The organism is Xanthomonas prunicola, assembly GCF_002846205.1.
Lineage (GTDB): Bacteria > Pseudomonadota > Gammaproteobacteria > Xanthomonadales > Xanthomonadaceae > Xanthomonas > Xanthomonas prunicola.
This window is the reverse complement of sequence record NZ_PHKV01000001.1, coordinates 623,671-648,969: the sequence shown is the minus strand read 5'-3', so window position 1 is coordinate 648,969 and position 25,299 is coordinate 623,671. Positions and strand designations below refer to the sequence as shown.

General features: G+C 64.3%; 16 protein-coding genes. 1 reads left to right on the top strand and 15 read right to left on the bottom strand.

Annotation, left to right across the window (positions count from 1 at the left end):
• Positions 1–9: 9 nt before the first annotated feature.
• The 15 genes from XpruCFBP8353_RS02880 to XpruCFBP8353_RS02805 all read right to left on the bottom strand — a co-directional run bounded on the left by XpruCFBP8353_RS02880 (position 10) and on the right by XpruCFBP8353_RS02805 (position 23,193).
• On the bottom strand, positions 10–576 hold the full coding sequence (locus XpruCFBP8353_RS02880; RefSeq protein ID WP_101361836.1) for a hypothetical protein: 567 nt from the start codon (positions 574–576) through the stop codon (positions 10–12).
• Between the two features lie 176 nt (positions 577–752).
• A complete protein-coding gene (locus XpruCFBP8353_RS02875) occupies positions 753–992 on the bottom strand; it encodes a hypothetical protein (protein ID WP_243391033.1) in 240 nt (79 codons plus the stop codon).
• A gap of 385 nt (positions 993–1,377) precedes the next feature.
• The gene (locus XpruCFBP8353_RS02870) at positions 1,378–2,574 is read right to left on the bottom strand and encodes a type III PLP-dependent enzyme (protein WP_101361835.1); all 1,197 of its coding nucleotides are present in this window, start codon (positions 2,572–2,574) and stop codon (positions 1,378–1,380) included.
• Entirely contained in the window at positions 2,571–4,340 is a 1,770-nt protein-coding gene (locus XpruCFBP8353_RS02865; RefSeq protein ID WP_101361834.1) for an IucA/IucC family protein, read from the bottom strand. The genes XpruCFBP8353_RS02870 and XpruCFBP8353_RS02865 overlap by 4 nt, the downstream gene beginning before the upstream one ends.
• A complete protein-coding gene (locus tag XpruCFBP8353_RS02860) occupies positions 4,318–5,514 on the bottom strand; it encodes an MFS transporter (RefSeq protein ID WP_101361833.1) in 1,197 nt (398 codons plus the stop codon). Before XpruCFBP8353_RS02860 ends, XpruCFBP8353_RS02865 begins: the two co-directional genes overlap by 23 nt.
• Positions 5,511–7,313, bottom strand: a complete 1,803-nt coding sequence (locus XpruCFBP8353_RS02855) for an IucA/IucC family protein (protein WP_101361832.1) — start codon at positions 7,311–7,313, stop codon at positions 5,511–5,513. The genes XpruCFBP8353_RS02860 and XpruCFBP8353_RS02855 overlap by 4 nt, the downstream gene beginning before the upstream one ends.
• Positions 7,310–8,536 (bottom strand): ATP-grasp domain-containing protein, encoded by a 1,227-nt coding sequence (locus XpruCFBP8353_RS02850; protein ID WP_101361831.1) that lies wholly within the window; start codon positions 8,534–8,536, stop codon positions 7,310–7,312. Before XpruCFBP8353_RS02850 ends, XpruCFBP8353_RS02855 begins: the two co-directional genes overlap by 4 nt.
• 236 nt (positions 8,537–8,772) lie before the next feature.
• On the bottom strand, positions 8,773–10,914 hold the full coding sequence (locus XpruCFBP8353_RS02845; protein WP_101361830.1) for a TonB-dependent receptor family protein: 2,142 nt from the start codon (positions 10,912–10,914) through the stop codon (positions 8,773–8,775).
• Positions 10,915–11,676, bottom strand: a complete 762-nt coding sequence (locus XpruCFBP8353_RS02840; protein ID WP_101361829.1) for an HpcH/HpaI aldolase family protein — start codon at positions 11,674–11,676, stop codon at positions 10,915–10,917.
• A 340-nt stretch (positions 11,677–12,016) separates the two neighbouring features.
• Entirely contained in the window at positions 12,017–13,714 is a 1,698-nt protein-coding gene (gene ybaL / locus XpruCFBP8353_RS02835) for a YbaL family putative K(+) efflux transporter (protein ID WP_101361828.1), read from the bottom strand.
• 169 nt (positions 13,715–13,883) lie between these two features.
• Positions 13,884–14,183 carry a hypothetical protein gene (locus XpruCFBP8353_RS02830; protein ID WP_133125612.1) on the bottom strand — a complete coding sequence of 100 codons (300 nt, stop codon included), beginning with the start codon at positions 14,181–14,183 and terminating at the stop codon, positions 13,884–13,886.
• 350 nt (positions 14,184–14,533) lie between these two features.
• Positions 14,534–16,933, bottom strand: coding sequence for a TonB-dependent receptor plug domain-containing protein (locus tag XpruCFBP8353_RS02825; RefSeq protein WP_101361826.1), 2,400 nt, complete (start codon positions 16,931–16,933; stop codon positions 14,534–14,536).
• A gap of 339 nt (positions 16,934–17,272) precedes the next feature.
• Positions 17,273–19,660, bottom strand: a complete 2,388-nt coding sequence (locus tag XpruCFBP8353_RS02820) for a TonB-dependent receptor plug domain-containing protein (RefSeq protein ID WP_101361825.1) — start codon at positions 19,658–19,660, stop codon at positions 17,273–17,275.
• A gap of 273 nt (positions 19,661–19,933) precedes the next feature.
• Positions 19,934–20,359 carry a VOC family protein gene (locus XpruCFBP8353_RS02815; protein ID WP_162300926.1) on the bottom strand — a complete coding sequence of 142 codons (426 nt, stop codon included), beginning with the start codon at positions 20,357–20,359 and terminating at the stop codon, positions 19,934–19,936.
• 449 nt (positions 20,360–20,808) lie between these two features.
• A complete protein-coding gene (locus XpruCFBP8353_RS02805) occupies positions 20,809–23,193 on the bottom strand; it encodes a TonB-dependent receptor plug domain-containing protein (RefSeq protein WP_101361824.1) in 2,385 nt (794 codons plus the stop codon).
• A 180-nt stretch (positions 23,194–23,373) separates the two neighbouring features.
• Here XpruCFBP8353_RS02805 and XpruCFBP8353_RS02800 point away from each other — a divergent pair, with 180 nt between their 5' ends.
• Positions 23,374–25,287, top strand: coding sequence for an ABC-F family ATP-binding cassette domain-containing protein (locus XpruCFBP8353_RS02800; RefSeq protein ID WP_101361823.1), 1,914 nt, complete (start codon positions 23,374–23,376; stop codon positions 25,285–25,287).
• Positions 25,288–25,299: the final 12 nt, after the last annotated feature.

Below are 25,299 nucleotides of genomic sequence, written 5' to 3'. Positions count from 1 at the left end.
AATCATGGTCTATTTTCGAGCCGCGCTCATGCAAGCCGAAAGCTGGCGATACGCCAGCTGCAACTTGACAACTTTTGACCGGAACACCTCTTTCCCCTGAAGCTGGATGGCGAGCTCATTACTGTCCGGCTTTTCCTGTACCGATTTCTGCATGTCGATGGTCAGCAACAACGCCCCACTGCTCTGGCCAGGCATGCTCACATGGGCGGCCTGAACATTCTGCGTAGGGTGGTTGGTAGATGACAACGTGATCGGAGCGATCTCGGGCTTTGTCACCGGGGGGATTGCCTCGCTGATGAACCAAAGACTGCCATGACCCTTTCTCGCCATCCCAGCGTCGGCGGGACCGCGAAACGACAAGGTGGAATCTTGCGTGATGAAATTAACCGAGCAGTGGTAACCGGTGTTGACGGGTTCGCGTACCAGCACCCAATTGCCCTCAATCCCCTTGTAGAAGGATTCGCTGAACATCGGCTTATCCGGATCCGCGTCCCCGAGCAACTCCGGGGCGATTTGAGCAACGCAGGGGTTAGTCCATGCCATGGTGACTACTAAGCCGATCAGCCAATTCTTCATCTAAGATCGTTCTCCATTCGTTGGTCCTTGACATACGGCTTCGTGCGATTCTTGTCGTGACCCTATGCAAGCGGCTACGGGCCATAGCTTAGCCTTCCAGGATCGCATTGGGGGTTCTACCCCGTTTTCACGGACACTTACAAGAAGGTCGATTCAGGCCATGATGAGTATTCAAGTCAAAGCATAGGAAGTTCAGTGCCGAGTTCAAGCGCGGTGCGGTTGAGCAACGGTTCCGAGCGTGCAGCTTCCAGCATCCGGCGCCATTTCTGCGCCTGGCAGGCGGTGAGCGATAGCCAGGCCAGATCTTCCGGGAGCAGCTCGCGACCTTCCGGGAGCGAGCAGGCGATCACCGAGGAAGTAGAACCGGTCCGAGGGCCGGTCAGATCTATACGATGGTGCGGGTCGAACTCAATCATGCCGCGATCCCATCCTTTTTCGGGGTCTGAGGGCACAGGCAAGAGCCGAGCCAGAGGCCAACTGATGGAGGGTGCGCCGGCAATTGCTGTCGGCCCGGGGGTCATGCTGCCTGGCGGCAGCTAAAACCGCTAGAAAGTTGCAGAAATCGCACCAAACGCGACATGTTGCTCGTCACTGACATGCAAGAAGCTGGAATTTGAGAGGTTTGGTGGGTCGTTCAGACCTTCCCTAAGAGAATTGCCACTGGGCAACGATCCGCTTGGCTAACTTCTACGAAATTTCTGCACAGCTACTTCGAGTCACCTCAGGAAATTGCGGCAACAGCACATCTGCCTGTGGGCCTGCTGACCCAGGCCTAAGCTTTGTTCGTCCGCAATCGGTAAGTCAATGCCCCTCCGTTAGAAACACCCGCTGCGGCGGCGGGTGCATCAGGAACTGCTGGTGCGAAATATTCCACGCATAGGCGCCGGCCAGGGGGAAGGCCAGGCAATCGCCGGGTGCGAGCGCGGCCACCGGTTGCTGGCGTGACAGCACGTCCTTGGGCGTACACAGCTGGCCGACCAGGGTGACCGGCGTGTCGCTGATCACCGGAGCGCGGGTGCCGCGCAACACGCGGATCGGGTGATCATGCGCCTGTGCGGCCGGGGTGCGGAAGTGATGGGTGCCGCCGCGGGCAATCGCAAACCAGGCGCCGTGACTGCGCTTGATATCCAGCACTTCCATCAAGTACCAGCCGCAGCTGGCGCTGACATAGCGGCCCGGTTCCAGGCGCAGGCGCAGGTCGGTGCCATGTTCGCGCAGCAAAGCAGGCAGCCCGGCGCAGAAGCCGGCCCAATCGAACGAGGACTCCGGCGCCAGATAGTCCACACCGAATCCACCGCCGGCATTCACCCGCAGTGGGCCCAGTGCATAGGTGTGCCGCCATTGCTGCACGGTGCGCAGGTAAGCATCAACCAGATGCAGTTGTGCGGCAGCATCGCGCTGATGCGACATCAAATGAAAGTGGAAGCCTTCCAGGCGTAGCGATGGGCTTGCCCGCAGCCGATGCATTGCTGCATCCAGATCGCACGGATCCAGACCGAACGGCGAGGGTTGCCCGCCCATCATCAAGCGCGTGCTCTGCGCACCGGGAACGGCAATATTCATGCGCAGAAATACCGGCACGCAGCGACCGGCCTGCGCTGCGATGGCCGCCAGGCGTTCGAGTTCTCTCAGGCTTTCCACATGCACGGTGCAGTCGGGCAGGTCGACCGCCTGGGCGAGCTCGGTATCAAGTTTGCCTGGGCCACCGAACAACAACGGTGCCTGTGGTTGCTGTGCGTGTAGCCAGGCCAGTTCGCCGCCGGATGCAGCTTCGAAGCCATCCACATGCGCTGCCAGCGTGCGCAGGATCGGCGGCTCTGCATTGGCCTTGGCGGCATAGAACAACTCACACTGCGGGGGCAGCTGCGCACGCATCCAGGCCGCGTGTGCATCCAATGCCGGCAGGTCGTAGACGTACGCGCAGATCGGCCCATCGCAGCGTTCGCGCACCTGCGGCAAGGCCGCAAATACCGCAGCGGTGTCGATGCGTAGACTCATGCCGCCACCTGCCGCGCCGTCGTGACGCGAGGAATGGGATTGGGCAGCGCGGTGTAGTCGGATTGGCGGTCCGCGCGCTGCCACAAGCGCGTGCCCAGATTGTTCTTGCCGGGCAGTGATGCGCCGTCGATCAGACCCTGCAGCGCTGCTTGCGCACCATGGCGTTGCTGCCAACGTGCGGCAATCTCGCCGACGCATTGCCATAGCCATGCCTCCAGTGCGGCATCACCTTCGGTGAGGTGAAAGATTGCTTCGGCCAGGTTGTTGACCAGCGCGCAATACGCAACCCGGTTCCAGCCTTGTTCGGGCGTGTAGTACAGCGATTGCCGCGCGCGCTCACTCACGCCGTGCAGGCATGCAGCCGGCCAGTGATGGGCGAGCAGCTTGGTGCCTTCCAGGTCGCGGATCCACACGCGCGTCGGCCAGCCGTCGGCGAACCCGATCAGCGTATTCTGCAGATGCGGTTCCAGTGCGATGCCGTGCTGGAACAGCGCACTCCACACGCCATCCAGCAGTAGATCGGCATAGGCGCGGAACCATCGCACTGTGGCTGCGTGGCGATCCGCGTGTGCATTGCTCAGCGCTTGCACGCGTGCGGCGCACACGCTATTGCCCTGCGCATCGCAGGTGAACAAGGCCGCAGCCACCTGCGGTTGCCAACGGGCACGTTGCACGGCAGGGATGGTTTGTCGATACAGAATGCCGAAGCCTTCCGACAAGACGCGCGCCGCTAGCGGATCGGCATCGTGCAATGCGGGGTCGACCTGCGCGACCTCCAGCGAGGTGGCCGCCGGCTCCAGCATCACATCGAAGCCCGGCACCTGGGCGGCCAAAGCACGCCAGCTCGGCGCCAACAGCTCGGTGAGCGCAACTGCGCTTTCCAGCTCGTACCAGGCGTTCTTGCGCACGCAGTTGGTGAGCCGCACATGCACCGAACATTTGAGGAAATACTCCAGCTCCGGGTGATACAGCGTGCGTACCGACGAGGTCGGCCGCAGTGCATCGCCTAATGGGCCGACCGGCGTGATCAGGCCGCGCGCCTGCAAGGTGCGCAGCAATGGGTCGTCAAGCAGGCGCTCCGCTTCCCAGGGATGGCAGGGGTAGAGATCGTCGCTGCCGCTTAGCTGCTTCAGGCTCGCACGCACATCGCGCCCATGCGTGCGCAAGAGGCGCGGGTGGATGCGGAACCAAAACAGCTGGAACGCTGCACGTGCTTCCGGCGCGCAGGCCAGCACCTGATCCAGATCCACACCTTCGCGGCTCTTCGGCGTGGGGTGCAGTGCGTGCCCCCAGAGCATCGATTGTTCGGCGTCAATCATCGCCTCGCCAGTGGCGGCGGTGGCTTGCGCCTGCCGCAATAACGCAGCGGTGACTGCCACGCTGTTGCCACTTTGCGCGAGCAGTTCCGGGTTGACTGTCTGCGTGCTTTCCAATGTCTGCAACAGGCAGCGCGCCAAGGCATCCGCATCCAGGCTATGCCACGGCTTGCCGGCGCTCTTGAGAAACGGCGTGGAGGTGAAGCGGCAGCGGCCCAGGCGATCGGCGTAAGCAATGCGTACGCACAGCGCGCCGGTCTGGCCCAGGTCGATGCGCAGCCAGCGGTGTTCGGCGACGCGCAGGCCGGGGCGATCCAGCCCGCGATAGTTGAAGTCCACTGCGCGCTGCGGAATCGCAAACTCGCGCAGGTAGCAGTTCAACCAGCAACTGCAGGCGTGCGCGTCGGCCATGCTGTCGTACCAGGGATCATGCATCGTGTGCGGCGACATCGGCAGTTCTCCTCGAAGGGAAGCGCACCAGAACGGTGAGCGCAGCAGCGGCCGCAGCCAGTGCGGCAGCCAGGAAAGGGGTCGCGGGGCCGGACGCCTGCGCCAAGGCGCCGGCAGCGGCACCGGCCAATACACCAGCCCATTTGCCGCATGCATCGAAGCGACCGAACAAGCGCCCGGCGCCGTGCGCGCTGGCAACGGCTGCCAAGCTGCGGTTGAGCCCACGCAGCCCGAACAACATGCCGAAGCCAAACAACAGCCGCGCGGCCGCCAACGCGACCGCATCGTGCAACAGCGCCTGCCACACGCAGGCCGCCGCAAACAACGCCAGGCCTGGCACCAGCCATGCCTGGCCATCGCCGCGTCGCCACCAGGGCAGCACCACCAGATAGACCAGGTGCGGCAGGCTGTAGAGCAGACCGGCGAGCGCATCGTGGCCGGCCCCACGCGCGAGGGCGTACGGGATGAAATACGGGAACGTCACCACCATCGCGAAGCAGAACAAAAACTGCGCGAGTAGCAAGGCCGGCCAAAGCGGCGCTGTGATCGTTTGAGGTGATGCGGGCGATGAGGCTGCATGCTTCGAAGCCGTCGAAGGTTTGCCGGCAGGTTGTGCTCGCGCAGCAGGCTGATCGGCCGGCAGTCGCCAGGTCAACGCAAACGCAATCAACGGCAGCAGCGCCAGTGCGCGATACAGCGATTGCGCCGGCCCCAACGCCAGGGCAAGGCCCAGCAACGCAGGCGCGCTCACCATGGCCAGGCGCGCCGAATACTGGGTCCAGTCCAGCGCACGCGCCAACGGGCCGGCCTGCGGCTGGCTGGCCAGATACGCATTGGCCGCCGCCAGCGAGCCGCCGCAGGTGCCTTGCACGATCAGGCCGATCACCAGCCAGGTCAGCGACGGCGCGAAGCCGGCAATCGCAAAGCCTAGCGCCAGCCCGAGTTGCGCGCGCAGCAACGAGCGCTTGCGTCCATAGCGGTCTGCCAAGTGCCCCCAGGTGCTCGCTGTCAACGCGGTGCAGAGCGTGGGCAGCACATACAGCACGCCGCTCCAGCCAATCGCGGCCGCTGGCGCAAGTTCGGCCAGGACCTGCGGCAGAAACAGCGGCATGCCCAATGCAGTGAATGCCGCGAGATAGTGCGCAGCCAACACCGGGCCCAGAATGCGCCTCATCGCTGCGCGCCCGCTTGCTTGCGCGGCAGTTGCTGCGTATCAACGAACGCATCCCCGAATGGATTGGGCGCGCTATCGCCGTAGAACTTGTTGATGTCGGCGGCGCCGGTGAGTTGCTTGCTGAGCAGGCTGCCGGCACTGAGCAGATACTTCACCGGCAGCCTTGGCGCGGCCAACAGGCGGCGCGCGGGACCGATATCGATGCCGTGGCTCTCCAGTTGCGTCAGCGTCGCAGCGAACTGCGCCAGCAACTGCGCATATAGAGGTGCGCGCAGCGCGGGCTGCCATTCGGCCAGGCCTTCCAGCACTGCCTGCAGGTCCAGCTGCAGCACGATGGTGCAGAACATCTGTGCCAATGCCTGTGCATCGTCCACCGCAATTCGTCCATCCTGCAGCGGGCCCAATGCATCCACGTCCGGCAACGCTGCGCGCAACTGCGGCATCGCAATCCGCGCAGCGTCGTTGTCCTTCATCAACAGGCGCGTGGCTTGGCCATCGGCATAGACCAGCACGCTGTTCTGCTGATTGGCTTCCAGCGCGATGCCGTAACGCAGCCACAGGCGCAGATGCACGGCAAGCATGAGTTCGGTGTAATCGCGCCACCAATGCAGTACATCGCCATGCGCAAAACGCTCGGCCAGATGGATCGCCATCGGGCGGCCATCTGGCATCAGCGCACACAGTGCGGCCACCGGCACCAGCGTGGCATCGTCATGTGCCGGGTAACGCCGTACGAGATAGGCCAGATGCCGGGTTTGCCCGACATGTCCGCCGTGCGATTCGTCGACGAACATACAACGGCCTTGCAGCGCAGGATCAAGCGCATCGATGCGTCGCAATGCGCGCTCCAGCCAGTGGCCGTCGTAGAGCGTGGAGGGCTTGATCAGACGCAGGTTGAGGGCGCCGAGCGTGCGCATCGGGATGGGGAGCTTGAGATGGAGGTGCGGATGTTGCAGCGGCACCAGCGTGCGCACCGACAGCGTCGGGCGCACGTCCAGCCAGGGCTGCGGTGCTCGCAGCACACCTTCAGGCAACGCGAAGCCTGCCTGATCCAAGCGCTCCCACACCAATGGATGTACCGGCCAGGCGACATGTGTGGCAGCCAGCTCGGGCGACAGGCCCAGGCTTGCGAAGTCCGGCCAAAGCTCGGCCGGCGGGGGGCTGGTGCACTGCGCCAGTGCCTGCGGAATCGCCAGCCATCGCAGCGCAAAGGTTGGCGCAAATTCCGGAGCGTAGTGGCGCAGTTCGGCTGCATCCAGCCCGGCTTTGGCGCGTGCAGTGGGGTAGAACGGATGGTCGCGGTAGCTGGCCAGCTGGTCGCAGCGGTATGCGCGCTCGGCGGCATCGGGGTGCTGCAGCGCATTGCGTAATGTCGGTACCTGGGCGTGGTAGGCCTGCTGCGCAAGCCCGCGATGCGCCGCGGCGCAGTCGGCTTCTTCTGCGTAGGCGCGATGCAGCTGTTGCGTTTCGGCATCGAGTTCGGCGCTCATGCGTTGCAGCCACGCCTGCGCGCCACGTTCGACATGCATGCCGTCGGCGTTCTGCACAATCCAGCTGTCGCCGCGGGCGCTGATGTCCTGCAGCACACCCTGACGATGGATCGGCAGCCACACCGTGCCGCCGGGCAAGTGTGCGATGCGCCACCAGCCTTCTACCGGGCTGGGATCGGTCCAGGCCGCCAGCACGCCACCGTCCGGTGTTGCGACACCGCCGCGGCTGACAATCCCGCGCAGGTCTTCGCGCAGGCAGGCATCGATGATGCGGGTGGCGATGTAGCGTTGGTCTGCGGCGCTGCTCATGCGCGCAGTCCCGCGTGGTCGATGTGCCATTGCAGACCGGCTTCGGCCCGAACTACGGCGTGTTGCAGTGCCTGCGCATCGCTGGCCAGTGCGCTCAGCACGCCCAGGTAATCCTTGTTGGAATGGCTCAGGCGAATGCGCTCGCCCGGTGCGCGCATGCGCCGGTACTGCACGTCGCTGTGCGCGTCGTGATGGCGGCGGTCTTCGCTGGCGGTGATTAATTCACCGTCATGCTCGGCCACGTAGTAGCGCAACAATGCATGCGCACGCGTGCTGCGCAGTGCCGGCAACGGCAGTCCCAGGTGTGGTGCCAGCGCCGCGGTGAACCATTGTCTGGAAAATAGTTCGTCGAGCAGGAATTCGCGGCGGTCGCCGATGCTGCGGTAATTGATCTCCACCAGCACCGGCCCGTCGCTGGTGAGAATGAATTCGCTATGGCATAGCCCAAAGCCGACACCGAGGGCGCGCAATTGTTGGAGCGCCTGCGCGATCACCGGCGTGTCCACATCGGCATCCCATTGCGCTTCGCATTCGACGAAGTGGGGCGGCGGCGACAAGCGCACCTTGAAGCCGCCGATGGCCTGCAGGCTGTAGCCGTCGCCGAGGGTTTCCAGCGTAAACAGCGTGCCCTCCAGCATGCTTTCCAGCAACACGGTGCGCTGCGGGTGACGCTGCCATACATCGTCCAGATAGGCCTGCAATTGCGCAGCATCGGCGCAGTGGCGCACATCCAGACTCGCGACGCCTTCCCGCGGTTTGGCCACCACCGGCCATGGCATCTGCGCCGGCAATGCGACGCCCGGCGCCAGCGTGCAGAACCACGGGCAGGGTAGGCCATGCGCACGCAAGCGTTGGCGCATCGCCGCTTTGTTCTTTGCGGCGTAACACACCTGCCAGTCCTTGCCCGGCAGGCCGAGCGCTGCAGCCACCAGCGCAGTGCTGGTCTGCAGATGGTCGCTATTGCTGAACAGGCCGCGCGGCGCGATGTCGGCATCGTGCAGCACGTCCAGCACCCCGAGTGGGTTGAATACATCGCATTCGATCACCCGCTGCGGTGCATGCATGGGGTGCTCGCGGAAATAGGCCAGGTGATCGAGCCGGTGGTCGGTCAGCAACCACACCGGCAGACCCAGCGTGTGCGCGGCCGGCAGAAAACCTTCGGTGATGGCGGGATGGCAGACATGGGTGAGGATCACCAACGGTGCAGCGGATGTCGCAGTCATGGCAACTCTCGTTCAACAGGACGGTGGAAAACCGGTACTGAAACGGGCTGCCTGGCGCCAGGGTGGCGTTGGGTGGCCTGCGATACGTTGATCGCATGCCGCGTGCTGCGGCGATGATGCGTGCTTCATGCACGCCGTGTTGTGTGTGACGGTCGCCAGCGCAACCGCCGTTGCTCCCAGGCGCGACCAACGCGCCTATGCGTGGTCGTGTGCAGCGTTTACTCGGTGATGCAGACTCAGAACGTGTATTCCAGCCCGGCGGTGAGGGTGCGTGGCGGTGCGGCTTGACGCCCCCACGGGCTGGTATCAACGCCGCGGAACCAATAGTGCCGGTCGAACAGGTTGTTGATCGCCAACGATGCACTGAATTTTCGTCCATCGCGTTCGAACAGGGTATGGCTCACCTGCGTGTTCCACACCATGTAGGCCGGCAACTGGCCCACTGAGGCGATGGCATTCTCTTGCACGGTGTTGGCTGCGTCGCTGAAGGCCTTGCTGAAGTAATAGCCGGAAAGCGCGACAGTGGTGTGACCGAGCGCGTAGGTGCCGCCCAGCGTGATCTGGTTGCGCGAGGTGTACGGCACGCGGAAGCCGCGAAATGCGCCCGATTCCTGGCTTGCATCCAGATACGCATAGCTGGCGTTGAGGGTGAGCGCACGCAGTTGCTCCGGGCTCCATTGCAGTTCCAGCTCGGCACCCTGGTGGCGGGTCTTGCCGAGATTGCGGAACACGCGCGTGGTGTTGTCCAGCTGAATCTGCTGATCGAAATCGATGAGGTATCCGCCCAGTTGGATACGTGTGCGCGCATTGGGCTGATAGCGCGTGCCGGCTTCGTAATTCCATGCCAGTTCGGCATCCAGGTTGTTGCCGAAAATGATCTGGGTGACCTGCGGCGCGCGCATGGAGCGCTGCCCGTCGGCGTAGAAGAACCACTGTTCGTTGGCCTGGAAGCCCAGCGTCAGCCCCGGCAAGACATCGCGGGTCTGGTTGAGCGTGCTGACGCCGGTGGCGCGGTTGAAATAGCGCGAATCCAGGCGCTCGTAACGCAGGCCCGGTGTAATCGTCACGCGGTCGTCGGGCAGGGTGATGGCGTTGCTGACATACGCGGCCAACGCGCGGTCTTCGAACTGCCAGTCGCGCACGGTGGTGAACAGCCCGTCGCGCAGACGCAGATTGCCGACCAGAAAATCGATGTCCTCGCGCACTGCGCGCACGCCCGCGGTCCACTGCTGCCGCACCCCGTCGGCATCGCCCATGGTCCAGCTCAAACGCGGCTCACTGCCGACCACGCGGAAGTCGCGTGGCGCGGTCTGACGCAGTTGCGGCGCCAGGTCCGAGCGCCAGGTTTCGGTGGAGGCCTGACGCATGCCGACGATGAAATTACGACTGCTGCGTGCACTGAAGTTGGTCCAATCCAGGCGCACGTCCTGCATCGGGCCCCAGTCGCCCAGCAACTGCTCATAGCTGAGCGACGCACGCGTGGTACGGCCATTGAAGCTATCCAGCGGACGCGTGGACTGGCGCGGGTCGCGCCGGTAATCATCCGCACTGAGCGCGCCGGCCAGATCCATGTCGACCAGATAGCGCTGCACGCTGGCCTTGAGCAACGTGGTGTCGTCCAGCCACCACTCGGCACGTACGCGCAGATTGCTGATGTCGGTATCGCTATGCGCGCGCCAATACTCGCCATACGTGCGATTGGCATCGACCTGCATTCCGACATTGTCGGTGAGGTATCCGCCGCTGCTGAGCGCACTGTCCTGCAGGAACTGGCCCTGGCCGCCGGCGGTCACCTTGTGCGCGAGCGTGGTGCTCCACTCGCTGGGGATCTCCTTGCTGACCAGGTTGATCACCCCGCCCACGTTGTTCGGCCCGTACTGCACGGCCGCGCCGCCGCGCACGATGTCGATGCGGTCGATCTGATTCAACCCCACCGGGAACAACGACAGGCTGGTTTGCCCATACGGCGCCAACGCCAGCGGAATGCCGTCTTCCAGCACCTGCACACGGCCGCTACGGCTTTCGTACAGGCCGCGCAGCATGATCTGCGGCAACGCGCCGGTGCCGGTTTCATCGAAGATCTTGATGCCGGGCACGCGTTGCAACGCATCGTCCAGCGAACGGTTGCCGCCATTGCGCAACTGCTCGCGATCAATGACCTGGCGGCTGCCGGCATAACGCTGCACATCGTCGGGTTTGGAGCGTCCGAGCAGGCTGCCTTGCACCTGGATTGCATCCAGCGCACGGATCGGCGTGTCGTCATCGGTGGCATCAACGGCATCGGTCGCCGGCGTGTCGATTGCGCACGCCAGCTGCGGCAGGGTCAGCGTCATCGCAGCGATGGCGATGGCTAGGGCGTGGAAACGGAACGTCGACATCTACGGCGTGCTCCTGCAGGCTGGTGGAGAAGGAGGGACGGCAACACTGGCCAGATGGCCACGCAATGCGCGTTGAATCAGTGCCCGGTCTTCGCCGGCCAGCAGCCAGCGCAGATCCGGTTGTTGCAGCCAGTGCGCGCGTTGCGCATCGGTGCGTGGATTTGGGCAGAACGGCACATCGGCGGCGCGGCAGTGCGCGTGCAGCTGCAGCAGCGACTCCCACACCTGCGCATGGGTGGGCTGCGGGCCCAGGCCGAGGTCCAACGCCAGGTCCAGCGCACCTTCCATCACCAGGGCCACGCCAGGCACAGCGAGAATCTCGGAGAGCGCAGCAACGCCGGCAGCGCTTTCGATCATTGGCACGATGCGGATGTCGCGATTGGCCCGGGCGATGTAGCTGGGCAGATCGACGTTGCCGAAGCCGGTGACACGTCCACCGGTGATGCCGCGCCGACCGAGCGGCGGGAAGCGCGCCGCGGCGACGGCGCGCGCGATCTGCTGCGCCGATTCGGCACGCGGCACCACGATGCCGCGCGCGCCGGCATCCAGCACCCGGCCGATCAGCTTGTCGTCCACCTCCGGCACCCGCACCCACGCCTCGCAGCCAGACAGTTCACAGGCGCGGATCGCGTGTTCCAGCGCGTCCGGCGCGCGCAGCACGTGCTCCAGGTCGAGCACCACGAATCCATAGCCAATGCGGCCCAGCAACTCGCACAGCTGCACGCTTGGCAATGCGTTGAGGATGCCGACTGCAACCGCCATGGAAGAGGCCGCCAGGGAAACGGGCGCTCATCCTGCGCTTAATGGGAATGATTATCAAGTGTGTCTGATGAGCGCTCTTTGGAATCCTGGTCGCCGTTGTAAGCAGCGGTCAGGTCAATGTTTTCGATCTGAAGTAACTGCCTGCAATAAAAACTGCAGGCCTTGGACGCCTGCGGGCTTCGATCCGTTGGGTATCTGGGCGGACGCCACTGCTGCTGGCGGCGGCGCTTACCGCCGTGCAGGCGCGCCGGCTCTAGAAGCAACCGGTGCGCAGATGACGCGCCTTGCCGGCGCCCCGGCTATTGGAAGCGCGTCCTTCGCGTGCCGATGCTATGCGCAACTACGACGCCGGCACGTTCAACGCGCGGTACGGCGGGGTGGACATCACCATCTCGGCCAACGAGTAGGCCAATTCGCGTTCGGCCAACACCGCGCCGTCGGCACCATGGTCGAGCAGATGCTTCACTTCCGCGTCGCTGTGCGCGCGTGCCAGCAACGTCAGCGAGGGATTGATCGCGCGCAGCTTGGCCAGCGCTTCGCCGGCTTCCAGCGGCTGCGGAATGGCCAGGATCGCGATCTTGGCGTGCTCCGGGCGCGCCTCGGCCAGCACGCGGTCGGCCGCGGCGCTGCCTCGGATGCCGGGAATACCGGCGGCATGCGCCTTGGCCACGTGGTCGCCGTTGTCGTCGATCACCAACACCGGCACGCCGCGGCTGCGCAGCAACTGCGCCAGCGAACTGCCCACGCGGCCGTAGCCGATCACGATCGCGTGCCCGTCCGCCGGCAGCGGCGGGCCGGGCGGCAGTTCCGGCTCTACGGCGGCTGGGGCGTCCTGGGCCTGCTTGGCCTGCCAGCGGTCCAGCCACGAGAACAGGAACGGGTTGGCCACGATCGACAGCAGCGCGCCGGCAAGGATCAGATCGCGCCCGGTCTCGGGCAGGATCGCCAACTGCACGCCCAACCCGGCCAGGATGAAGGAAAACTCGCCGATCTGCGCCAGGCTGGTGGAGATGGTCAGCGCGGTGCCGGTGGGGTGGCCGAACGCACGCACGATCAGGAATGCCGCCAGCGACTTGCCCACGGTGATGGTCAGGAAGGTCGCCAGTACCTGCCACGGGTGCGCGACAAGAATCATCGGGTCGAACAACATGCCGACCGAGACGAAGAACAGCACCGCGAACGCGTCGCGCAGCGGCAACGAATCGCTGGCGGCCTTGTGGCTGAGTTCCGATTCCTTGAGCAGCATGCCGGCGAAGAAGGCGCCCAGCGCGAAGGACACACCAAACAACGTGGCCGAGACGAATGCCACGCCCAGCGCGATGCCGAGCACGGCCAGGGTGAATAGTTCGCGCGAGCCGGTGGCCGCCACTTTTTCCAGCGACCACGGAATCACGCGCCGGCCGATGACCAGCATCGCCGCGACAAACGCCACCATCTTGAGCAAGGTCACACCGAGCGCGGCCAGCAGCGACGGCGATTGCGCGTCGTGCACTGTCGCTGGCGTGCCGGTACCGAGCACATCCGCCAGCGCCGGCAACAACACCAACGCCAGCACCATCACCAGGTCTTCGACGATCAGCCAGCCCACCGCGATGCGGCCACGCTGGGTGTCCAGCAAACGGCGCTCTTCCAGGGCGCGCAACAGCACCACGGTACTGGCCACCGACAGCGCCAGGCCGAACACCAACCCGTGAATCAGCGACCAGCCCATGCTCCACGCCAGCGCCCAGCCGAGCAGGGTGGCCACCACGATCTGCGCCAGCGCACCTGGCACCGCGATCCACTTCACTTCCATCAAATCGTCGAGAGAGAAATGCAGGCCCACCCCGAACATCAGCAACATCACGCCCAGCTCGGACAGCTGGTTGGCGATGGTTTGATCGGCCACGAAGCCTGGCGTAAACGGCCCCACGCACACGCCGGCCAGCAGATAGCCGACCAGCGGCGAGAGCTTCACCTTCTGCGCGAGCGTGCCAAGGATGAAGGCGACCGCGAGGCCGACGGCGATGATGTCGATGAGGCTGGTGTCGTGATGCATTCCAATCCGTTGTGAGAGTGTCCGGGAGAGCGTCGAGGTCGACCCAGCCAACGGCACTGCGCCGGGCATCGCCTGCGGGCATTGCGTGGTGATGGCTGGTGTCCGGCGAGGGGAACAGGACCGCACAACAGGTCCGGTTGGCCGGACGCCCATAGTACACAGCGCATGATTAACGCGATGCGACATGCGGCGCATGCGCGCGCAAGAGCGTGGACGTGTGCTGGGTGTGGCGTGCATCTGCGGTGTCGACCGGCGTGCTTGAAGTGCCGGGCATTTGAGCAGTGTGAGTGCTGTGCAACAGCTCCTGCAGTGCATCGTAAAGAACATGCCGAGTATCGCGTTTGCCGATGCCGATGCCGATGCCGATGCCGCTTCGCGTCTGCGCAGAAAATGCGCGCGACGGCGTCTCACAGTGCGGCTCCACCAGCAGTTGACGACGCTGCGTTCTTCGACAGGCCGCGCCCGCCACGCATGTTGGCGAGGCACGATGGGTCAGGCCATGTTGTTCCGCGACGTCGTGACGCTGCAGTTTCGGCAACCATCCAAGCCCTACCAACGCGCCTGCACGAACTCGTGTGCCTTGCTAGCGTCCTGGTGGCGTTGCGCTGGTCGAATGGCCTGCACCGCGCCGCCCGCAGCAGTCGGTGCACGCGCAACGGCATGCAGGCCCAAAACAAAACAGGCATCACCGAGGATCGGTGATGCCTGTTGCTGTCTGCGTTGAGCGCAACCGCGATGAACGCAGATGTCTGGAAAGGTCAAAGCCTATCGTGCGGTGGTGATGCATGCCGCGCGTCGCCTTCCAAGGTTGCGAACTCCTCAGAAGCGATAGGTCACGCGGCCGTACCAGTAGCGACCGTTGAAGCCGAACGGCGACAACGAGGAATACTGCAGACCGCTGGCACGGTCGTCATACCCGGTGGTCAACTGCGCCTTGGTCGGATACTGGTTGGTGACATTGTCGGCACCCACGGTGAAGGTCAGCGCCTGCCAGGTGTAGTTGGCCGCCAGATTGAGGATCCAGCGTGCCGAAAAGGTCTGGTCCTGGCTGCCGTCGGCCGGGTCCGCAATGCGCTTGATCGCGCCATAGCGGGTGGCATTGCCGTTGAGCGAGAAGCCGCCCAAGGTCCAGTCCGCTGCCAGCATGTACTTGGTGCGCGGCGTGGACTCGGTCAACAAGCCCTGGCTGGCGCGTCCGAAGTTCGGATTGGACAGCTCCAGAATCTTGGTCTTGTTGTAGTTGGCGCTGGCGCTCAGGTTGAGGCTGCCGCCAGCACCGAGATCGGCCAGATAGCTGTTGACCCAATCGACGCCGCGGGTGCGGCTGGTGGCGCCGTTGACGAAGAATTGCACGGCGCCGACCTGACCGATCGGCTGTGCGAGCTGGATCTGGTCCGAATACAGGATCTGGTCCCAGATGCGGATCTGGTACACGTCCAGGGTCGAGGTGAAGTTGGCGATCGGCTGCCAGACGCTGCCAATTCCGTAGTTGGTGGACTTTTCCGGACTCAGTGGACGCGCGCCCAACTGCACGGCGATCGGGTCGGAGGTGCGGTAGGTGCCGACCTGGATCAGCTGGCCGTCCTGCGGCAAGGTCACCACCGAGGCGTAGTTCTGCTGCGCCAGCGAGGGCGCACGAAACCCGTTGGAGACCGTTGCACGCATGGAGAACGTATCGGTGAAGGCATAGCGCGCCGACAGCTTGCCCGAGCGGGTGGAACCGGCATCGCTGTAGTTCTCGTAACGCCCGGCGATGCCGCCGGACAGCTTGTCGGTCAGATCCGCTTCCAGCGCTGCGTAGGCCGCGTTGCTGTGGCGGCCGAATTTGCCGGCCACCGAGGGCTCCAGGCCGGAGAACACCTGTGCACCGCCGGGGTACGGGCTTCCGGTCTCCGGGTTGATGGTGTTGGGATCGAAGAAATACGACGCCGGCGAGCCGGCGACGATCTCGTAGCGGTCCTGGCGGTGCTCGGCGCCGAAGGCAAGATTGACGGGATACGCCAGGCCCCAATCGAAGGACTTGCTGAAGTCCGCGTTGAGCGTGCCTTGCTCGGTTTCAAAGCCGCCGGAATTGAAATCCGTCGGCGAGCTGCCGGTGGTCCAGTACAGATTGGTGTTGATGCTGTTGAGGATGTTGAAGGTCATGTCGTTCTTGCCGTAGGTGGCCGACACGTCCCAATGCCAGTCGCTTGCAGTGGTGCCCTTGACGCCGAGCACCGCCGAGCGGTCATTGATCGGGTTATAGATCTGCGGCAGGAAGCCGTTGGGATACACCGCCTGCACATTGCGGTCGCTGTTGTCGTAGGCACGGTAGTAGCCGTTGGAAGTGACTTCGCGGCGACTGACGCTCAGATGGCCATACAGTTCGACGTTGGGCGTGAAGTCGTAGCCGAATGCGGCCAGGCCTTGGTAGAACCTCGCATCCGGATCGCCATGACGCTGGTAGGGCACGCCGCTGGGATTGGCTGCGCCGGCAAGCGTGGTCGCGCGGTTGGTGTTCTCGCTGCGATTGGTGTCCATCGAATTCTGGTAATTCCAGGACAGCCGCACCCAGCCAGGCGCGGTATCGCCGCTGGTGGTACCGAACGGCAGGCCGATCGAGCCGTCGATGCCATTCTGCGCGCCGTCGCCCTTGTCCATGATGCCGCCATTGACCGAGATGCTGTTGCTGCCGGTACCAGCGCCGTGCTTGAGCACGATGTTGACCACACCGGCAATCGCATCGGAGCCGTATTGCGCCGATGCACCATCGCGCAGCACTTCGATGCGGGCGATCGCCGACATCGGCAGCGAGTTGAGGTCGGCCGGTGCCGAACCACGACCGACATAGGGGTTGTAATTCACCAGCGAGGAGGTGTGGTAACGCTTGCCGTCCACCAGCACCAGTACGTTGTCCGGCGACAGCCCACGCAGCGTGGCGGGACGGGCGGCGTCATTGCCGTCGGCGATGGCCGGGCGCGGGAAGTTCAGCGACGGCAACAGCTTGCCGAGTGCAGTGGCGACGTCGGTGGCGCCGGTGGCCTGCAACGACTCCTCGGAGATGATGTCGATCGGCGATTCGGATTCGGCCACGGTACGGTCGCTCACACGTGTACCGGTGACGATCATGGTATCCAGGGTTTTCTGCGGCTGAGTCGATTGCGACTGCGCACTGGCAGCGAAGGAACAGACGGTGAGTGCGACTGAAATCGCCAGCGAGAGTGCGTTGGAGGTGTGCATGGGAATCAAGGCTCAAAGGGGATGATGGACGTAGTGACGAAGCGCCGTGGTGCCGGGGGAGTGCAACTGCGTACGGGTAATCGGTCATGCCTGCGCGCCGCATGCTTCCGGCGTGCGGAGCAGTGCGGGCGAAGATTGCAGCAATCGGCAACGCGCGGTGTGGCGCCTTACGCACTTGCTGTGCGCATCCTTGCTGAAGCGGTGCAGCGTGCAGCGAAGCGTCTGACCTGGTCACCCTTCCGTATGCGAAGGTGACCAGGGACGGTGATGTCGGCGACACGTCAAACGTGCAGTGCCGCGCGACTCAAGCGCCGGTCGTTGCCGACCGGCGCTTGGGAGTTACCACTTGTAATTCACGTTTGCATAGACCAGCGCACCGTTGAAACCGAACGGCGAGGCGCTGCTGTAGGGCAGGTAGGTCCGCGTGCCCAAACCCGCCTGCTGGCGGTCTGGATATTCGTTGAGCACGTTGTCGCCACCAACGGTGAAGTTCCATGCGCCCAGCTTGTAGGAGGCGGACAGATCCAGCGTCCACTTGGCCGCATAGGTCTGGTCGCTACCCGCGTTGGTGCCGAAGGTGCTGAACTCGCCCCAGCGCGTTGCAGTGCCGGTGAACGACCAGTTGCCCGGCGACCAGGTGCCGCCCAGGAAGAATTTGTCGCGTGGCGTGCCTTCGGTGATACGACCGAGTTCGGCACGGCCGATGCGGACCGCAGTCGGGTCGATCGCCATCAGCGCGGCCGGGTTGTCGGCGATGCGTTCCACTTCGGTCTTGTTGTAGTTGTAGCCGGAGGTCAGCTCGGCGCTGCCACCCTCCAGATTCCAGCGATAGGTGCCGACCGCATCCACGCCCTGCGTCTTGGTGTCCACCGCATTGGTGAAGTAACGCCCGCCGCCGATGCCCGGGAAGCCGTTGGCCTGCAGATAGTTACGTGCCGCCGTCGAGGTGAGGTTCTCCGACAGCACAATGCGGTCGTCGATATCGATGCGGTAGGCGTCGACGGTGATGTAGAGGTTTTCCACCGGTTGCAACACCACGCCCAGGCCGTAATTCTTGGACTCTTCGGCCTTGAGCGGCTCGGCGCCCAGCGCGATTGCGGCCGGGTTATCGGTGCGGAAGGTGCCGATCTCGAAGGGAATCGCGGTCACGGTGCCATTGGGCTGGGCCACGTTGAGGAACTGGGTGGCGATCGACTGGAAGTTCTGCTGTTGCAACGACGGTGCGCGGAAACCGGTGGAGGCGGTGGCACGCAGCGCGATCTTGTCGGTGAACGCATAGCGCAGCGACAGCTTGCCGGTGGCGGTGTCGCCGAAATCGCTGTACTTCTCGTAGCGCCCGGCCAGGCCGGCCGAGAACTTGTCGGTCAGATCCGCTTCCAGATCCACGTACGCCGAATGGCTGTTGCGGTTGTAGTAACCGGAATCGGAGAGCTTGAAGCCCGGGAACACCTGCGCGCCGGGAATCAACGATCCGTTGGCGGAGGGAATGCCGCCGTTGGCCGACGATGCCGCATCGCCCGGCGACTCATTGAACTTCTCGCCGCGCCATTCGGCACCGAACGCCAGCGTGACCGGATACGCCAGCCCCCAATCCAGCGTCTTGGTGAAATCGGCATTGAGCACGTTCTGGGTCACTTCCAGCGTACCGGCATGGAAGTCGGTCGGACTGGTCACGCCCAGGCTGTTATTCAAGCTGTTGCGCACATCGAAGGTGAGATTGTTCTGGCCGTAGTTGTAGCTCAGGTCGATGTTCAAGCCGCCTTCGGTGGAGGTCTTCAAACCACCCACCCACGAGACGTCCTTGCTGACGTTGTAGATCTGCGGCAGGAAGCCGTCCGGATAAATCTCCGGGCGGTTGCGGTTATCACCGGCAAAACGGAAATAGCCGTTGGACAACACTTCGCGCCGGCTGACCATGCCGAACGAATAGAAGGTGAGGTAATCGGTGGGGCTGTATTCGCCGTTGAACGAGATCGCGCCCTGGTCGATCTCCGGATCGCCGTAACGCTGCTCCACACGGCCCTGGTAGGGCAACGCGCGGTTGGTCTGATCCGAGTGCCCGGCCTGTGCAGCCAGATGCACCTTGCCGGTGCCGGCGAAGCTGAAACCGGCATCGCCGGACAGCTGATATTGCTCGCCGTCGCCAGCGCTGTACTTGCCGTAGCGGCCATTGATGCTGCCGCCTTCGCCGCTGCCCTTGAGCACGATGTTGATCACGCCGGCGATCGCATCCGAGCCGTATTGCGCGGATGCACCATCGCGCAGCACTTCGATGCGCTCCACCGCCGCGATCGGAATGGTATTGAGGTCGGCCGGCGACGAACCACGCCCCTGGGTGTCGTTGAGATTGATCAGCGCGGTGCTGTGATAGCGCTTGCCGTTGACCAGTACCAGTACCTGATCGGGCGACAGGCCGCGTAGCTGCGCCGGACGCACGGCGTCCGAGCCGTCGGAGATGGCCGGGCGCGGGAAATTGAGCGAGGGAATCGCGCGTGAGAGCGCGGTCGCCAATTCGGTGGTGCCGGTCGATTCCAGCGCCTGTGGCGAGATGATGTCGATCGGCGATGCCGATTCGGCGACCGTGCGATCGGCCACGCGCGTGCCGGTCACGATCAGGGTGTCCAGTGTTTTCTGGGTCGGCGCCTGCGACTGCGCAGAGGCGGTGGAAGCGGAAAACGACAGTGCAAGAACAACGGCAACTGCGAGTGGACTGGTCTTGCAATTCATGCGGTGACAACTCCGAGTGGGGAACGGATGCAGCGCAGGGGCCCCCTCCCAGGCCGCGTTCATCGCGGCAGCTGCGTTGCGTTCTCAACCATTAACCACGTGTAACCACATGTCAAATTTTGGTTACGTTGCGCAAGCAACTGTCATCGCAGGTGTGCTGGTGTCAACGTTGTCATCGCGCACCAAAGTGATGCGTTGTTTGCACCAGACCTGCCAGCGCAAGGGCTGGCTTGCACCATGTTGGACATCAATACCAGTTATGAAACTTCTGCATCAGAACGTGATCTGCACCGCATCTGCACTGCGTTGCGCAACACCATGGAAGACCGCTTCGATATTGTTGCCGTCCGGATCGAGCACGAACGCGGCGTAGTAGTGCGGGTGATACGGCCGCAGGCCGGGGGCCCCATTGTCGCGACCACCATGGGCGAGCGCGGCCTGATGGACGGCATGCACCATCGCCACATCGCGTGCTTGAAATGCCAGATGATGGCGGCCGGTCAACACGCCTTGCGCCACCGTGTTGCGGTCGGAGACAAACAGTTCGTCGGCCCAGAAGAAGCCCTCGCCCTCGCCGCCGAGCGGAATGCCGAGAACGTCCAGTACGGCGTTGTAGAAGCGTCGGCTGGCCGGCAGGTCCTGTACCACCAGGTGCAGATGGTCGATCAAGCGTCCGCGCGACAGCTGCGATGTTTCCATGGTGCGTGCTCCGGCAATGACAGGAGCGCTGTTGATACCACCGGGGCTGATGTCAGTTCTTCACCTCGCAGCGATGCGGTGCGTAAGCGCGGCGACCAAACCCTCGCGCGCAGTGGTCGGGTGCGCGCGGACCGCGCACAAGAACCACGGTGTACGGTTCTTGTCGCACCGGGCACCGGCCGCGTCCGCCTGGTGGCTGGGCAGTTGTGTCGTTTGCCGCTCTGAAGGCTGCAGGCAACGCGGGCCAATACGCACACGCCCCGGACTGGCCGGGGCGTGTGGTCGAACATCGATGTCGAAGATGCATTGCGACATGCCATGCATGTGCAGTGACGGTGCATCCCCAATCACGGCGAATGCTGCGGATGTCTCATGCTGATCGCGAGATGGCCAATCGCGTTGCCCGACTCACGATCACAAGGACGACATCCTCTGCTCAAGCGCAGCGCTTACCAGCGGTAGTTGATGCGCCCGTACACATACGCACCATTGAAGCCGAACGGTGACAGATTGCTGTATGGAAATTGCCCGCTGGTGGAGTTGGCGAAGTTGTTTTCGTCCGGGTATTCGTCCAGCACATTGTCTGCACCCAGCGTCAGCGTCCAGCGGTCCAGCTTGTAGCTGGCCGAGGCATCCACCACCCACTTGGCGCCGAAGGTCTGGTCGTTGCTCGCATCGGCCGGGCGGGTGCTGAACTTGCCATAGCGCGTCGCACCCAGAGCCAACGTCCAGTGCTCCAGATTCCAGCTGCCGTTGATCAGGAACTTGTCGCGCGGGAAGCCTTCTTCGATGCGGCCACGTTCGGTGCGGTCGATGCGTTCCAGGCTCAGTCCGTTGGCCGACAACGCAGCCGGATTGGCGGCGACGCTGCGCACTTGGGTTTCCGAATAGTTGTAGCCGGCAGTCAGGTCCACGCTGCTGGCGGCCAGTTGCCAGCGATAGCTGCCCACCACGTCCACGCCGCGCGTGCGCGTGTCCACCGCATTGGTGAAGTAACGCCCGCCGTTGATGCCGAAGATGCCCTGGGATTCCAGCAGGTTACGCACGCCGGTGCCGGTGAGGTTGGATGACAGCACGATGCGGTCGTCCACATCGATCTGGTACGCATCCACGGTGAGGTAGAGCGCATCGGTCGGCTGCACTACCAAGCCCAAGCTGTACGACAGCGAGGTTTCTGCATCCAGCGGCTCGGCGCCGAGTGCACGCGCCACGGTGCTGTCGGCGGGGAAGGTGCGAATCTCGAACGGGTTCGGGTTGCCGGCCAGGAAGGTGGTGCTGGTGGACTGGAAATATTGCTGGGCCAACGACGGCGCGCGGAAGCCCGAGGCCACCGTGCCGCGCACCGCGATCTTGTCGGTGAACGCATAGCGCGCGGACAGCTTGCCCGAAGCCTGGCTGCCGAAATCGCTGTAGTCCTCGTAACGCCCGGCCAGACCGGCAGAGAACTTGTCTGTGAAGTCGGCTTCCAGATCTGCATACAGCGCGTAGCTGTCACGCGAGTACTGGCCGGACACACTGGGAGCGAAGCCGCCGAACCCCTGCGCGCCACCGGCCAGCGTGCCGCTCTGGACATACGAACCCACTTCGCCCGGCGACTGGTTCCACTTTTCATTGCGGTATTCCGCGCCGAAGGCCACCGTGACCGGATACGCCAAGCCCCAGTCGAAGCCGCGCTTGACGTCCAGGTTGACGATGTTCTGCGTGGTCTCCAGTGCGCCGTCGTAGAACGCGGTTGGCGAGGTCGGGCCCAGGCTCACGTTGAGCGTGTTGCGGGTGTGGAAATCGATCCGGTTGTCGCCGTAGTTGTAGCTGGCATCCCAGTCCCAACCGCCGGCGGTGGAGCCGCGCACGCCGGCCACCAGCGAGCGGTCCTTGGCGTAGCTCTGGATCTCCGGCAAAAAGCCCTGCGGGTAGATCGACAGGATGTTCTGGCTGCTGCCCGGCGCGCGGAAGAACGCGAACGAGGTGATGTCGCGGTTGCTGGCGGTGGCGAACGCGTAGCCGGTGATGCTGTCGCTGAACTGGTATTCGGTATTGAGCGAGGCCGCCTGCGCATTGACGTCGGGATCGCCGATCTTGAATGCCTTCTGGCCCACGGCCGGCTGCGAGACGCTGGGCGCGCCGGCATAGCCGCGTGCGCGGTCGGTGGGGTCCTGCTGGTTGAGCTGGGCGGCCACGTGCAGCCAGCCGCGGTCGCCGCCGTAGGCCACCCCCGTGTCGCCGGAGAGCTCGTAATTGTTGCCGTCGCCAGCCGAATACTGGCCAAAACCGGCCTGCAGGCTGCCACCCTTTTCCGCGCCCTTGAGCACGATGTTGACCACACCGGCGATGGCGTCGGAGCCGTACTGCGCGGACGCGCCGTCGCGCAGCACTTCCACCCGGGCGATCGCGGCGACCGGGATGGTGTTCAGATCCACCGCAGCGGAGCCCCGACCAATTGTGCCGTTGAGGTTGAGCAGCGAGGAGGTGTGGCGGCGCTTGCCGTTGACCAGTACCAGCACCTGATCCGGCGACAGGCCACGCAGCTGCGCGGGGCGGATCGCGCTGGTGCCGTCGCTCAATGCCGGGCGCGGGAAGTTCAGCGACGGCAGTGCGCGCGCCAGCGCGGTGGCCAGTTCCGGGGTGCCGGTGGCCTGCAGCGATTCGGCGCTGATGATGTCGATCGGCGACTGCGATTCGGCCACAGTGCGGTCGGATACGCGGGTGCCGGTAACGATGACGGTATCCAGCGTGTTGGCCGGGGTGGTCGCTGGCGCGTCGGTCTGGGCGAGGGCAGGGGAGGCAAGCAGTGCAGCGACCACGGCGGTCGCAAGCGCGGAAAGGGGGGTGTTCATGACAACTCCGAAAACGTGGGTCCAGGCAGGACTAGGCAAGGCTAGGCAGGCGGTGGTCGCGGGAGGGCGAAGCCTGTGGCGGCCAAGCTGAAGGCGCTAATTATTCGTTAACGCTAGAATGGCGTCGCAGGAATGCTGCTCATCTGCTCATTCCTTTTCGTTCTATCGGACTGTCCATCAATGATTTCCCTGCGTAACTTCTCCATGCGACGCGGCGAGCGTCTGCTGCTCTCCAACGTCGACCTGACCATGCATGCCGGCTACCGCGTCGGTGTGGTGGGCCGTAACGGCACCGGCAAGTCGAGCCTGTTCGCTGCGGTGAAGGGCGAGCTGGAGGCCGACAAGGGCGATGTCGATCTGCCCGGCAAGGTGCGCACGGCCAGCGTGTCGCAGGAGACCCCGTCATTGCCCGATCCGGCGCTGTCGTTCGTGCTCGGCGGCGATATCGAGGTGTCTGCGGTGCTGCAGGAAGAAGCTGACGCCACCGCGCGCGAAGACTGGGAAGCGGTGGCCAACGCGCACCAGAAGATGGCCGAACTCGGCGCCTACGACGCCGAAGCGCGCGCCGGCAAGCTGCTGCATGGCCTGGGTTTCCCCGCCGATACGCACCACCGCGCAGTGTCTTCGTTCTCCGGTGGCTGGCGTGTGCGGCTGAATCTGGCGCGCGCGCTGATGATGCCCAGCGATCTGTTGCTGCTCGACGAGCCGACCAACCACTTGGACATGGATGCGGTGCTGTGGCTGGAGCAGTGGTTGCTCAAGTACCCGGGCACGCTGCTGCTGATTTCGCACGACCGCGAATTTCTCGACAACGTCGCCACTCACACCCTGCATCTGCATGGCGGCACCGCCAAGCTGTATGTCGGCGGCTACACCGATTTCGAACGCCAGCGCATCGAGCATCTGCGTCAGCAGCAGATTGCGCACGACAAGGAACAGGCCGAGCGCGCGCATCTGCAGAGCTTCATCGACCGCTTCAAGGCGCAGGCCAGCAAGGCCACCCAGGCGCAGAGCCGCATGAAGCGCCTGGCCAAGATGGCCGGCACCGAAGCCGTGCGTGCCGAGCGCGAATTCCGCATCCAGTTTGCGCAGCCCAATCGCCTGCCGTTTTCGTTGATCCGGCTCAATCATCTGCAAGCGGGCTATCCCGCTACCTTTCCCCCGCAAGCGGGGGACGGTGCCCGGGCGGCGGATGGGGGAAGCGCGGCGACCGTCATCCTGCACGACGTCGGCTTCGGCCTGGAAGCTGGCGACCGCATCGGCCTGCTCGGTCCCAACGGCGCGGGTAAGACCACGCTGGTCAAGACGCTGGTGGGCGAGCTGGCACCATTGGCCGGCGAGCGCAGCGCGCATCCGGATTTACGCATCGGTTACTTCGCCCAGCACACGGTGGAATCGCTGCACGAAGGCCAATCACCGATGGACCACTTCCGCGACCTGTCGCCTGATGGCTCCAATCAGGCGTTCCGCGACTTCTTGGGGAAGTGGAACTTTGCCGGAGATCGCGCGTTCGAGGTGGTGGATGGATTCTCCGGCGGCGAGCGCGCACGTCTGGCGCTGGCGTTGATCGCCTGGCAGCAGCCGAACGTGTTGCTGCTGGACGAACCGACCAACCACCTGGACCTGGAAATGCGCGAGGCACTGGCCGAAGCGTTGAGCGATTTCGAAGGGGCCATCGTGATGGTCTCGCACGATCGCCACTTGATCGGCCTGGTCTGCGACAGTTTCTGGCGCGTGGCCGATGGCGTGGTCGAGCCGTTCGCCGGCGACCTGGACGAATACGCCGCCTGGTTGCGTAGCCGCCCGGCCGCGCAGGGCACCAAGCAGAAGATGGCCGAAGTGGCGCCGACCCCACCGCCGCCGACCAAACCGCTGCCGCCGAAGAAAGCCGTCAACCCGCACAAGCTGGCCAGCGCCGAACAGCGCGTCGGCGAACTGGAAGCGGCGCTTGCCGCGCTGGATCGCGAGCTGGCCAACCCCGGCAATTATGCCGACAGCGAGAAGATGGCCGTGCTTGGGCGTGACCGTGAAGCAACCGCGCAGCAGCTGGCCGATGCAGAGGCAGCGTGGATGGAGTTGATCGACGGCGCGTAAGAGCAGCCAACC